Annotated in this window: 17 protein-coding genes and 1 tRNA gene; 14 read left to right on the top strand and 4 right to left on the bottom strand. The window is 33.8% G+C overall.

What is annotated here, in order from left to right; translation table 11 throughout:
- Positions 1-2: 2 nt before the first annotated feature.
- The 9 genes from NSED_RS07585 (at position 3) to NSED_RS07545 (ending at position 6,860) form a co-directional block, all read left to right on the top strand.
- Positions 3-1,727 (top strand): B12-binding domain-containing radical SAM protein, encoded by a 1,725-nt coding sequence (locus NSED_RS07585; RefSeq protein WP_014965673.1) that lies wholly within the window; start codon positions 3-5, stop codon positions 1,725-1,727.
- 40 nt (positions 1,728-1,767) lie between these two features.
- Complete coding sequence (locus tag NSED_RS07580; protein ID WP_014965672.1) at positions 1,768-1,950, top strand: 30S ribosomal protein S30e; 183 nt, start codon at positions 1,768-1,770, stop codon at positions 1,948-1,950.
- A gap of 83 nt (positions 1,951-2,033) precedes the next feature.
- Positions 2,034-3,221: a DNA repair and recombination protein RadA gene (gene radA, locus NSED_RS07575; protein ID WP_014965671.1), complete on the top strand. Its 1,188-nt coding sequence runs from the start codon at positions 2,034-2,036 to the stop codon at positions 3,219-3,221.
- A gap of 97 nt (positions 3,222-3,318) precedes the next feature.
- On the top strand, positions 3,319-4,380 hold the full coding sequence (gene rlmN, locus NSED_RS07570) for a dual-specificity RNA methyltransferase RlmN (protein WP_014965670.1): 1,062 nt from the start codon (positions 3,319-3,321) through the stop codon (positions 4,378-4,380).
- Between the two features lie 50 nt (positions 4,381-4,430).
- Positions 4,431-4,730 carry a 50S ribosomal protein L21e gene (locus NSED_RS07565; protein WP_014965669.1) on the top strand — a complete coding sequence of 100 codons (300 nt, stop codon included), beginning with the start codon at positions 4,431-4,433 and terminating at the stop codon, positions 4,728-4,730.
- A 1-nt stretch (position 4,731) separates the two neighbouring features.
- Positions 4,732-5,058 (top strand): RNA polymerase Rpb4, encoded by a 327-nt coding sequence (locus tag NSED_RS07560; RefSeq protein WP_014965668.1) that lies wholly within the window; start codon positions 4,732-4,734, stop codon positions 5,056-5,058.
- Positions 5,059-5,078: 20 nt separating this feature from the next.
- Positions 5,079-5,645: a DUF655 domain-containing protein gene (locus NSED_RS07555; protein ID WP_014965667.1), complete on the top strand. Its 567-nt coding sequence runs from the start codon at positions 5,079-5,081 to the stop codon at positions 5,643-5,645.
- Positions 5,642-6,349 carry a ribosomal RNA small subunit methyltransferase A gene (locus NSED_RS07550; protein ID WP_014965666.1) on the top strand — a complete coding sequence of 236 codons (708 nt, stop codon included), beginning with the start codon at positions 5,642-5,644 and terminating at the stop codon, positions 6,347-6,349. Before NSED_RS07555 ends, NSED_RS07550 begins: the two co-directional genes overlap by 4 nt.
- Positions 6,324-6,860, top strand: coding sequence for a HemK2/MTQ2 family protein methyltransferase (locus NSED_RS07545; RefSeq protein ID WP_026090084.1), 537 nt, complete (start codon positions 6,324-6,326; stop codon positions 6,858-6,860). The genes NSED_RS07550 and NSED_RS07545 overlap by 26 nt, the downstream gene beginning before the upstream one ends.
- On the opposite strand, the gene NSED_RS07540 is transcribed toward NSED_RS07545, so the two are convergent.
- The gene (locus NSED_RS07540; RefSeq protein ID WP_014965664.1) at positions 6,861-7,892 is read right to left on the bottom strand and encodes an isocitrate/isopropylmalate dehydrogenase family protein; all 1,032 of its coding nucleotides are present in this window, start codon (positions 7,890-7,892) and stop codon (positions 6,861-6,863) included.
- Between the two features lie 112 nt (positions 7,893-8,004).
- On the opposite strand from NSED_RS07540, the gene NSED_RS07535 reads away from it, so the two are divergent.
- The 4 genes from NSED_RS07535 (at position 8,005) to NSED_RS10575 (ending at position 9,312) form a co-directional block, all read left to right on the top strand.
- Entirely contained in the window at positions 8,005-8,751 is a 747-nt protein-coding gene (locus tag NSED_RS07535) for a metallophosphoesterase family protein (protein ID WP_026090085.1), read from the top strand.
- A 33-nt stretch (positions 8,752-8,784) separates the two neighbouring features.
- A tRNA-Ser gene (locus tag NSED_RS07530) sits at positions 8,785-8,871 on the top strand.
- 35 nt (positions 8,872-8,906) lie between these two features.
- The gene (locus NSED_RS10580; RefSeq protein ID WP_014965662.1) at positions 8,907-9,068 is read left to right on the top strand and encodes a hypothetical protein; all 162 of its coding nucleotides are present in this window, start codon (positions 8,907-8,909) and stop codon (positions 9,066-9,068) included.
- 73 nt (positions 9,069-9,141) lie between these two features.
- Positions 9,142-9,312 (top strand): hypothetical protein, encoded by a 171-nt coding sequence (locus NSED_RS10575; protein ID WP_014965661.1) that lies wholly within the window; start codon positions 9,142-9,144, stop codon positions 9,310-9,312.
- On the opposite strand, the gene NSED_RS07525 is transcribed toward NSED_RS10575, so the two are convergent.
- The 3 genes from NSED_RS07525 to NSED_RS07520 are packed head-to-tail and all read right to left on the bottom strand — an operon-like array spanning position 9,309 to position 11,326.
- Positions 9,309-10,127 (bottom strand): SirB1 family protein, encoded by an 819-nt coding sequence (locus tag NSED_RS07525; protein WP_014965660.1) that lies wholly within the window; start codon positions 10,125-10,127, stop codon positions 9,309-9,311. The genes NSED_RS10575 and NSED_RS07525 overlap by 4 nt on opposite strands.
- Positions 10,128-10,130: 3 nt before the next feature.
- The gene (locus NSED_RS10790) at positions 10,131-10,496 is read right to left on the bottom strand and encodes a hypothetical protein (RefSeq protein WP_232212369.1); all 366 of its coding nucleotides are present in this window, start codon (positions 10,494-10,496) and stop codon (positions 10,131-10,133) included.
- Between the two features lie 41 nt (positions 10,497-10,537).
- Positions 10,538-11,326, bottom strand: a complete 789-nt coding sequence (locus NSED_RS07520; RefSeq protein WP_232212370.1) for a hypothetical protein — start codon at positions 11,324-11,326, stop codon at positions 10,538-10,540.
- Positions 11,327-11,422: 96 nt separating this feature from the next.
- Here NSED_RS07520 and NSED_RS07515 point away from each other — a divergent pair, with 96 nt between their 5' ends.
- Entirely contained in the window at positions 11,423-12,292 is an 870-nt protein-coding gene (locus NSED_RS07515) for a methyltransferase domain-containing protein (RefSeq protein ID WP_014965659.1), read from the top strand.
- The last annotated feature ends 3 nt before the right edge of the window (positions 12,293-12,295 follow it).

The following is a 12,295-nucleotide window of genomic DNA, read 5'->3' as shown; positions in this document are numbered from 1 at the left end:
GTATGGGTACTCCAAAAATAGTCTTAACTGCTGATAGAACTTTGATGTCTCCTTATAGGGGATTGTCTCTTGCAACATTTTTCGGATGTGCTCCCGCACTTGACCCTAATAGGGATAAAAGCAGTTTTTGGTATAAAATTCTTGGAAATCAAGTAACTCCAAAAGTTCTATTTGATTTCATTTGTAATTGGTCCCCTGACATTGATGGTGTAGCAAAATATGCTCCATATGGATTAAGAAAATTAGAAGCTGGTTTGTTACGTGATGGCTTTGCACGAAAAGATGTAGTTATTGCTCATCCAAATCACATTGAAAAATTCATTGGCCCTGAAACCGAAGTTATTGGAACTTACGAAATGGATCCTCTTGGAATGGGTCCTGTTACTATGACATTTACTTATGGTAGAAAACAAACATCATATGATGAATTTTACAATGCTGAATTACATCATAGAATAAAAGCTGCAAAAGCAAGAACTGGAAGTAAAGCCAAAGTAATTTCTGGTGCATCTGGAACTTGGCAATACAATTACGATCCAGCTAAAATTGAAGAATTTGGAATCTATGCAATCCTTGAAGGAGAGCTTGGTGGTATTGCACCTGAAATTGATGGACATGCAGGACGATTCTTTAACTATTTGATTAATGGCGATTTTGAAAACATGGATCCTTTCAGAAAGAGAAGTGACTTTAAGGTTAACATTAAAGAATTTGAAAGAGAAGGCAAAAAAATTCATGGAAGATTTGTAAATTTCTGGGATAGACCTGAATTAGAAGAAATTCCTGACATCGTTGAACCAAGTATGCATGGAATGGTTGAAGTAATGCGTGGTTGTGGTAGGGGCTGTAAATTCTGTGATGTCACATTAAGATCTTTAAGATACTATTCACCTGAAAAAGTCAAAAAAGAAATTGAAGTTAACATTAAGAAAGGTGGTTCAAAATCTGCATGGATTCACAGTGATGATATTTTTGTTTATGGTATGGATCCTAGAACTGCAAAAGGAATGGAACCAAATAGAGAAGCCTTAGAAGAATTGTTTACTGCAATTATGTCTACTGGAGTTGAACATACAAATCCAACTCATGGTACATTGGCAGGTGCAATTGCAGATGAAAAACTTATTCCTAATCTATCTAAAATCATAAGAGCTAGTCCTGATAATATGATTGGAATTCAAGCTGGATTTGAAACTGGCAGTCTTAGATTAATCGGTAAATATGCTGATAGAAAACTTGCACCTTATGATCCATCTGAATGGCACTGGGTTGTAAAAGAAGGCGTTAAAACTTTGAACCAGGATTATTGGATTCCTGCATTTACTTTAATCATGGGTCTTGATAATGACGAAACTCCTGAGGATTCTTGGGAAACTATTAGACTACTCAGTGAATTAGAACGCGAACAACCTGATTCTATGTTTACTGCTACAGCACTGACATTTGTTCCAATTGGATTACTTGAAAAATCTGATTTCTTCCATATTGGAAATGAAATGACTCCTGCACAACTAGGAGTTCTTTACAAGACATGGCAACACAATTTCAAATATGGTATTCAGAAATTCATGACTAAGACTGGTTCAAAAGGACCGCAGAGATACTTCTTTAATGCAATCGCACGATCTCTTGGTGGTGTACCTTTAGGTGCAATGGAAAAATATGCTCGTAGAAAGAGTAAGGAACACGAAAAAGTCATTGAGACTGTTAAAGCCAAGTACTGGTAGTCATCCAAATACATAAATTCACTAATTCTTATTTTAAAGCATGGCAACACACGGTTCACTTACTAAAGCAGGTAAAGTAAGAGGACAAACACCCAAAGTTGAAGGTAGAAAAATTGTAGGCACTAGCTCTAGTGTTGGAAACAAAAGTAATTTCAAAAAACGATTTGTCTTAGGTAGATATCCAGGTCAAAACAAACCTGGACAAAGAAGAAAGAGACGATAGTCAATTTTCACTAAAATTTACTCATTTTACGATCATTTTCTCAAGCAATACTCTTATAAAGTACTGGTACCGTACTATACGGTATGGTAGAAGATTTAAGATTAGATAGTTTAGAGGGCGTAGGTCCTGTAACTACAAGAAAATTATCCGATGCAGGTGTCCACAACGTCATGGACCTCATCGTTAGAGGTCCTGTTGAAATTGCAGAAATAACTGGAATGGAAAAGGATACTGCTGAAAAAATTGTCAATAAAGCCCGACAACATTTAGTTGAAGGTGGATTAATTGCCAAACATTTTACAAGTGCAACTGAAATTTACAAACACCGACAAAGTATTGGTAAAATTACAACTGGTACAAATTGTCTTGATACGTTATTTGATGGAGGTATAGAGACTCAGGCCCTAACAGAAGTTTATGGTGAGTTCGGTTGTGGTAAAACACAATTTGCTCATACAATGTCTGTAATGGTTCAAAAAAGCAAAGAAGAAGGTGGTCTTGAAGGCTCTGTATTATACATTGATACTGAAAACACTTTCAGACCTGAAAGAATTGTATCTATTGCTCAAGCTCATGACATGGATCCTGAAAAAGTTTTAGATAATATCATAGTAGCTCGTGCATATAACAGTGCACACCAAGTACTAATTCTAGAAGAAGCTGGTCCTGTAATCGAAGAAAACAATGTTAAATTAATTATTGCAGATTCTGCAGTAGGATTGTTCCGTGCTGAATATCTTGGAAGAGGAACACTATCAGTAAGACAACAAAAACTAAATCATTTTGTTCATTTGTTGTCAAGAATTGCAGAAACATACAACTGTGCTGCAATTGCAACAAACCAAGTTATGGCATCACCTGATGTCTTCTTTGGTGATCCAACTCGTCCAATTGGTGGAAATGTAGTTGCACATACAAGTACATACAGAATCTACTTTAAGAAATCAGGTAAGAAACGAATTGCTAGAATGGTAGATAGTCCTCATCATCCTGAAGAGGAAGTAATCTTTGCTCTAGGTGAAGCAGGTGTTATAGATCCAGAAGACGCTGAGAAAAAGACGAAAAAAACTACCAAAAAAGCAACTACCAAAAAGGCAAAAACACCTGAGGTAGAGGCTACAGTAGAAACACCTGAGGTAGAGGCTACAGTAGAAACACCTGAGGTAGAGGCTACAGTAGAAACACCTGAGGTAGAGGCTACAGTAGAAACACCTGAGGTAGAGGCTACAGTAGAAGTCGAATCTGATGATTTAGATCCTGTAGAAGAGTAATCTCTCTTTTTCTTCTATTTTTTTACTCTTTTTGATTTTCATTTCAATTAAATCACCAAATTATAAAATATCCCTCTTGTGAATCTGTTAATACATAATGACAGATTTGTATCGATTGCTTCCTGAAGAGATGGAGAAACTTGTAATTAATATGGGATATCCTCGATATAGAGCAGACCAAATTTTACTTCCATTATACTACAAATTTCCAAAACAGCTCGATGATATTCCACAACTTCCAAAAAAATTAAGAGAGGAATTAACTGCAGCAGGATATACTATAGGCTCTGCAAAAGAAATTCATCGTATTGTAAGTGATGATGGAGACACAACAAAATTATTACTTGAACTATCTAATGATAATTCTGTAGAAACAGTCCTAATGCAATATGATCCTACCAAGATTGGTGGTCATCCAAGATCAACTGTTTGTGTTTCTACTCAAATTGGATGTGCAATGGGATGTGTATTTTGTGCAACTGGTCAGATGGGATTTGAAACAAATCTAAAAGCAGAACATATTGTATCTCAAGTAATTCACTTTGCAGAAATATTGGAGAAACGCGGAGAGCATGTAACAAATTTAGTTTTTATGGGAATGGGTGAACCCATGGCAAATTATGATGAAATGATTAGGGCTGTAAAAATTTTAACACATGATAGAGGATTCGGATTGGGTCAAAGACACATAACAATTTCTACTATTGGAATAAGATCTGGAATTGAAAGACTTGCTGAAGAAAATCTACAGATTGGTCTTGCAATATCATTACATGCTCCAAATAATGAATTACGTAAAAAGCTAGTTCCAACAGCTAGTCCTAATTCAGTAGAAGAAATTATTGAATTAGGTAGAAACTATTTCAAGAAGACTGGACGTCGTGTGACTTTTGAATATGCACTCATGGCTGGAATTAATGATTCCCCTGAAATTGCAACAGAATTGGCACGGCTTTTGAAAGGCAATGGCTCTCATGTGAATCTAATTCCTATCAACCCGACAGCCGGTGATTTTAAGCGCCCCTCGGAAAAAAATGTCTTGGAATTTGAACGAATTTTATCTGATGCTGGCATAAATTGTACAGTTAGGATCGAAAAAGGCACAGAGATTTCTGCTGCTTGTGGTCAACTTAGAACCGATCTTGTTGGTCAAAATTGAGCATATCTTGTTCTAAGTCTTAAAATAGGGCTTTCGAAGGTTTTACACTCATGGCAACTAAGAAATCTTCTGGTCGTTCACATGGATTTAAACATAAATCAAGATCTGTAATGAAGAAAAAGGCCCCAAGAGGAGTCTCATTTTTGTTACGTGAATACAAAGAAGGTCAACAAGCACTTGTCATTATTGATCCAAGACAGCACAAAGGATTACCACATAGACGATACCATGGTAAAGTAGGTATGATTACAAAAGTTGGTAGACGTGCTATTACATTAGATGTAAAACTAGGTGATAAATCGAAAACCTTAATCACTAGATTGGATCACATTAAACCATTCGGTGTATAATATGGAAGAAGTAAAAAAGAAACAAGCCATCTCACTTTCAGAAGTTAAAGAAATTTTAGGTAAAGTTGATGTCGAAGAAATGGATCAAATCCAACGTTGGACTTATGATTATGTTTCAAAATTTGTATCTATTGAATCAAAAGATGCAAAAGAAATGAAAAAACGACTAATCAAAGAATGTGAATTAACAGAAGACGAAGCTGTTGAAATAGTAAACATTAGACCAACAAGTTTGGCAGAACTACGTTCCTTTACCTTTGGTTGGAAAAAATTAATTCTTGCTGAGACACTAGAAAAAATGCTCAAGATAATCAAGGAGCATTCGTAAGTTTTTCGGAGTATTTTATTTTGTATCGGGCACAACCCCCAGCTAGAAAGTATGAAGAATATGCATATGTTTTGGATTTCAACACTAGAGGCAAGTCATCTACTGTAAAAGGTAGAGAAGGAATTATCATTACTGCAATTGGTGAAGACAGACTAACTCTTTTAGAAATTCTTGGAATTCCAAACTCCACCTTTGAAATTGGAGAGAAAATCTATATCGGAAAAGAAGGCAGAACAAAAGTTCTATCTGTTTTAGGAAAGATGGACTATGCTCGAATATCCTCCTCTGCACAAAGTGAATTGGAATCAGTAGTTGAAAAAATTGTAACTAATAATGAGGAAAAATTTGTAACCTATCTAAACAATGCACAACCTCTAACACCTAGAATTCACGCATTGGAATTAATTCCTGGAATTGGAAAAACATACATGAAAACAATGCTTGAGGAACGAGAACAAAAAAAGTTTGAAAGCTATCAGGATTTACAAGATCGTGTTGGATTTAAAGAACCAATTAAACACATTTCAGAAAGAATCTTGGATGAAATTACTGGTGAAAGTAGAATGAATCTCTTCGTTAAGAGATGATAAAAAGAAAAAAACTTGGACAACACTTTCTAAACTCTGATTCTATAGCAAAATCCATCATTTCTGAAGCAAAAATCACAAAAAATGACACTGTGTTTGAGATTGGAACTGGCCAGGGAATTCTCACTCCTATGTTATGTGAAAAGGCTGGTAAAGTAATCTCAGTTGATGTTGATGAAACATTAGTAAGAAACGCTAAATCCAAATTTTCTCACTTTGATAATCTTGTTTTAAAATCTGGAGATGGTTTAAAGAAAAAAGATAGTTTCACTATTTTTGTATCTAATCTTCCATATTCTAGGAGTAAGGATGCAATTGAGTGGTTGGCACAAACATCTTTTTCCCATGGGGTGATAATGGTTCAAAAAGAATTTGCTGACAAATTACTTGCAAAATCATCCAAAAATAGAAAAGCAATAAGCATTATAGCAACTCATGCATTTAATATAATTCATATATCTAAAGTAGGAAAGAATAATTTCTCTCCTCCCCCAAAAATTGATTCTGTTATTCTTAAAATAACTAAAAAAAACAATCTAAGTAAAGATCTTATTCAAACAATCAATAAAATATTTTCATATAGAAGAAAAACTGTTAAAAATATTTTAAAACAATTTGATAAAGAGTCTATGATAGATAAACGAGTAGATGATCTTTCAGGAGATGAAATTATTAATCTTGCAAACAAAATTCTCGAAAAATGACGAGTATCCTCCTTCTGAGGATACTTTTTTCATAGCAAATAATATCGAAAATGAAAGAGGAAACTATGCTTTAGATGTTGGAAGTGGCTCTGGATATCTCACCAAATTACTTTCTGATAATTTTTCATTTGTAGTTGGCACTGATGTCAATTGTAACGTATTACAACATCAAACTTCTTACAAAACAAATAATCTGATTTGTTGTAATGGTTCAGATGCATTAAAAATTAAATTTGATTTTATTGTATGTAATCTGCCTTATCTTGCAACTAATGAAATAATAGATGTTGCAACAGATGGCGGTTCAGAAGGATTTGAAATTCCTAAAAAAATATTTGATTCTATAATTAATAACCTGGCTGAAAGTGGAAAATTTATCTTTGTTACATCTTCTTTGTCAAATTACCAAAAATTGATTGATTATGTTGAGAGATTAGGCCTGAAAACTCGAATAATGGCAAAAAAGAAACTATTCTTTGAGGAATTGATTCTTGTAGAAACCACCTGGTGATTACTTTCTAAGATTTTCTTTTGCATATGTGATAATCGCATCTGTCATCTGTGTAGTTGATGCATTACCTCCAATATCCCAAGTCACTACTTTTCCTTCATTGATTACTTTTTCAGTTGCATCAAATATTGCGTCCCTAATTTCCCTTTCACCCATATAATCTGCCATCCAAGCTCCTGATAGAACGGTTGCAGTAGGATTTACTTTGTTCTGTCCTGTAAATTGTGGTGCACTTCCATGTGCTGCCTCAAACATTGCATAATTGTCTCCAATGTTTGCAGAATAAATTAATCCAATTGAACCAACAAGAGCTGATGCAAGCTCAGAAATAATATCCATAAATAAATTGGTACTCACTAATACTGCACCATTAAACTGTTCAGTCGCAATTACCATTTGCTGTGCCATGTTATCTATGTAGATTTCAGATAATTCTATTCCAGTTCCTTCTACTGCTTTTTGTGTTTCATCCCAAAATATTCCATCTGTCTGTTTTAGGATATTTCTTTTTGTAATCGCAACCATTTTTTTCATGTTAAATTTATTCGCCCAATCTACTGCTGAATCAACCAATCTTCTACTTCCATGTCTTGTAATTTTTCTAATTGCAATTGCTGCATCATCTGTGATTTTCGCTTCTACTCCTGTGTACAATCCTTCTGTAGCTTCTCGAAAACATACACAATCAAGCTTTCTATCTGGTGTTAATCTATCATAAGTTTTAGTAGGTCTGATATTTGCATAGAGATCAAATTTCTGTCTTAATGTTACTGCAACACTTCTAGGTGCACCTGGAACTGGGATTGTTGTAGTAGGTCCTTTGAAACAGCAGTCAGCCTCTTCCAATGTTTTCATGGTTGCATCAGGAATGTATGATGCATCTTTTCTACCATTTTTGTCCCATTGTTCTGAGCCTGCTTCACACAGGATCAATTCTGATTGAAAGTTACATTCCTTTAGGACTTTTAACATTGAATCTACGACTTCGGGTCCGATACCATCCCCCTTCATTACTGCTGCTTTTTTACTCAAAACTGCAATATTTTGAGGAGTTTATTATTTAATTCTACCTTGCATTTGAAAATACTATCTACATATTTTCTATAGAGATGATTTAATACCTAATTTGTTAAATGATATTCAAATGCAGATTGTTCAAATCTCTGATCTACATGTTGGCTCTCAATTTTTACAAGAAAAATTTGATATTTTAGTTAATGAAGTAAATGATCTAAATCCAGATGTAATTGTAATTACTGGTGATTTGACTAATGAAGGATTGATGAAAGAATATGAAGAATGTAAATCATTACTATCTAAATTTAACACTAAAAAAATTATCACCATAAGTGGAAATCATGATTATAGAAACACTGGTTATTTGTTATTCAAAAAATTTTTTCCATTTGAAACTGTAAATGAGTTAGGTGATGATGTTGTCTTAGTTACTGTTGGTACTGCTAGACCTGATAGAAATGAAGGTGAAGTTGGGTATAGGCAAAACTTGTGGTTAGAAAGAACTATGAAAAAATACAAAGACAGGGTAAAGATTGTTGCAATGCATCACCACTTGATTGCAATTCCTGATACTGGTTCTGATCAACTTACAGTCGTTGATGCAGGTGATGTTCTTAGAACAGTTTTAGATTCTAAAGTAGATGTGGTATTGTGTGGACATAAGCATAGACCATGGGCTTGGAATTTTAGATCACTTACTGTAGTAAATGCAGGAACAGCTACATCTGAACGAGTTCGTGGGTTTTTTGAGAATACCTACAATATTCTTACAATTAATGACAAAAAAGTTCAAGTGGATCTCAAAATTGTAGGTGGAAAAAGACTTCCAATTGATGAAATTGTGAATAATTATAGCCAATTTCCAGACGAGTGAATTTATTTACAGATAAATTCTAGGCATCATTATGCGGGGGTCGCCTAGCCTGGTAGGGCGTAGGATTGCTAATCCTATGTCCGCAAGGACACGGGGGTTCAAATCCCCCTCCCCGCGCCATTAAAACTTAATAGACGGATTTCAGAAGTTTTTGTATGGGACGAAGAAAAACACAAAAAATTATTCGCACTGGTCCAAAAAATGCTACCACTGGAATGTGTCCTCTTTGTAAAACAATTGGCAAAATTTTCATTCTTGGCTCACCTGGTGAGGAGAGAGCAAAATGTGAAAAATGCCGTCAAGAATTTGAATTATAGTTCAAAAAACTAGCCTGCCCATCAAGATTTTCACCCATAACTTTTTAAGACAAATTTTTGCTGATAGATAATTATGAGTTCAGAAGCTGAAACCATCTATGAAAGAGTAGCAAAACTTGAAGATGAGATTGCATTACTCCGAAGTGAAGTTGATATTCTCAAAGGAGCACTAAGAAACAAAATTGCTCGTCATGAAATATCAATGATCAAAAAAGGACAAGACATAGATTCTATTATTGATTAATTTTTTGTCTTTATACTTCTAATCAATTCTAAAATAAAGTCTACATCTTCCGCATTTGGATTGATTTCTAAATATTTATTCAGATATTTTAAAGCAATTTCTGGATTTTGTAGTCTGTCTTCTATAATTCCTTTATCTCTAATGTCTTCAGCTGATTCTGGTTCTATTGCCAAAACCATATTGACACATCGTAATGCTTTCTCATATACAAATGATTGAACATAAGAATTTTTTAAGTTACGAGTTAATCTTACAAGAATCTGTTCTGGTTTTACTTCATCAAGAAATTCTGGTTGAAATTCTAGTTGGCCTCCATAATTTACATCCAGAATATCTTGCAAGTCGTCAATGTCCAACAACCGTCCATCATAAAATGGATCTAAAATCATCTCTTCATTGTATTTTACCAATATGTGGCTAGGAAATCCTACAATCTTAAGATCCAATCCAATGAACTTTGCAATTTCTGCATATAGAATTGAAATAGTAATTGGTAGACCTGTTTTCTTATCGATAACTTCGTTTAGAAAATTATTTTTTGGATTGTAATAGTCTTCATCATCTCCACTAAAACCTAGATTCTCAAAGAGATGTTCATTTAACATCGAAATCAAATATGTTGGATTCCTTACATCACTGATTGATTCTTTTAGAGATTTTCCAATCCTGTTTATTTTTTCTATGTATTCATCAATATTCAGATCTGGATATTCTATAATTTGCGCAAATTTTAGACACTTTTCAACCAAGTTGAAATTTGGATTTTTTACAAATGACATCCATTCTGCAACCAACGGATCAAATTTTTCTTCCAATTGTCACAAACTCAGTTTTTTAAGATATAGTTGAGGATCTTTGAGCTCTCTAGTATTTGGCGGAATTTGAATCATTTTTTTGAAGGTGTCTTTGCCTAGTTTTTCATATATTGTTTTTGTAAAATCCTTGCCCATGCTTTTCCTAACTTGGTACGCTGAAAAGTCTGTGCCCATAAACGTCGTAAGATAATTTTGAAAATCTTGATCATCTTTTAAGATATTTTCAATTGCAAAAGCTGCCATTCCCTCCATCGCGGTAAATGCTGCGTGATGTTGCTGAATTGGAACTAGCCATTTTTTGTAAATTCCTAAAAGCTCAGGAATCGACTCGCCTATTTTAGGGTCTATCTCTACGTGGGTGAACGTCATTACATCAGGTCCAATTTGCTCAATTAGAAAATGATCTGGATTTAAAAAGAAAATAAATTAGCTTTTTTTGCAAATGGAAAATCATCTGGAACTGCTTGTAATTGACAATACTCTGATAACTTGTTAATGGTTTCAGTATCTAACGATAGAATGACTTTTGCCAGTTCTTCATTGATTTTGTTAACTTCCATTGCCGCATCTTTGTTTATTTGCTGAAGATTTCCTTGTGCAGAATGAATCAACTCTTCAAGTACTGCCATCTTTACTGCCCCCAAATACCCCGAATTCACATTTTCAAATCTTGACTCATATGGCTCACCTTGTTTGTGCAAAATTATTTGTGGATATCTTGACAGGATGAATTTGTTTAAATAAATTACTGAATCAAGATAATCACCATATGTTGTTGTGATTTTTGAAATGTATTGAATTGCATATGTTGAATAAACTAAATACTTTGCAGTATCTTGCTGCATCAACTCTGCGATTTTTTTTAGATCTTCTTTTGCAACAGCATTGAACAGTTCTTCAACAAACGCTTTTGATTCTTTATCTGCAAAGACTTTGTTCCCCTTTACCCGCTTCAATTCTTCCAATTCCGGAAATTTTAACATTAAATCTTCTGGAACATTTACTCCAAGAAATTCTTCAACTTTGTTTTTGAAATCCTGCAACACTGAATTTGCAATTTCATCTAATTCTTTGAATTTCACCTTGTCTGAAATGTCTTCTTTTGCTTTGGCTGCCAACTCTGTAATCTCCTTCTCTTCGTTAATCTCGACTGATAATTGTCCAAATAATGCCTCAGCAAATTCTTGAAATTCTCCCATTTCGCATAAAATCCAAAAATACTCCATTTAAGATTATCTTGGTTTTATCTATGAAAGAAATTATTAATTCAAAATTTACCGATTTGTTATACGATAATGTTAGAATCCAGTCTTGAATTTTTAAGATGTGTCAGATGTGGTTCAAAATTAGAATTAAACGCATTCAAACTAGATAAAGAAATTGAAGAAGGAATACTAGAATGCAAAAAATGTAATCTGGAATTTCCAATCATTGATAAAATACCTGTCTTGTGGGATGATTTTACTGCATATATCTCACCTCGTAAAAAATTAGGAAGCAAACTATACCAATCACTTGAAAATCAACACCTCAAGAAATTCTTAAAATCGTCTTTGTCAAAAAATCCCCATAACGAAGACAGAACGGAACTAGAAGAAAGATGGTCTAAAATATATGAAAATAGTAGGAATTCAAAATTCTATTCCCTTATAAAAGGCAGTATTGACAATTTACCAAAATCTGATCTTGTACTGGAACATGGTTGTTCAATTGGAATTATGACTTCGTATTTAGCTGATTCTAACAAAATGGTTTTTGGAGTAGATAGATCATTTAGTGCGTTACAAATTGCAAAAAAATCTTACAAAAACAATCTTGATTATTTTATAGCTGATTCATTATCTTCTGTATTTGGAAAATTACAGTTTAGTTTGATTTTGGCGTTAAATATTTTGGAATTAATTGAACCAATGGAGTTGCTAAAACATATGTCAAAACAAATTTCATCTGGCTATTTGGTGATCTCTGAACCTTATGACTTTGATAGGGGAACAAACTCTGTTAGAAAACCTCTTGATGAATTTACATTACGCACAACTTTGAATGAGTTTGATTTCAAAATAACTGCAAAAACAAAAAAACCTTCATACCTGCCTTGGAATTTAAAACTCAATCCACGAGCAACTCTGAATTATAAAGTTGATTTTATAATAGGAAAAAAATAGGAT

Source organism: Candidatus Nitrosopumilus sediminis (assembly GCF_000299395.1).
GTDB lineage: Archaea > Thermoproteota > Nitrososphaeria > Nitrososphaerales > Nitrosopumilaceae > Nitrosopumilus > Nitrosopumilus sediminis.
Note: the sequence above shows the minus strand (reverse complement) of the source record. Positions and strands in the feature narration are given on the sequence as shown.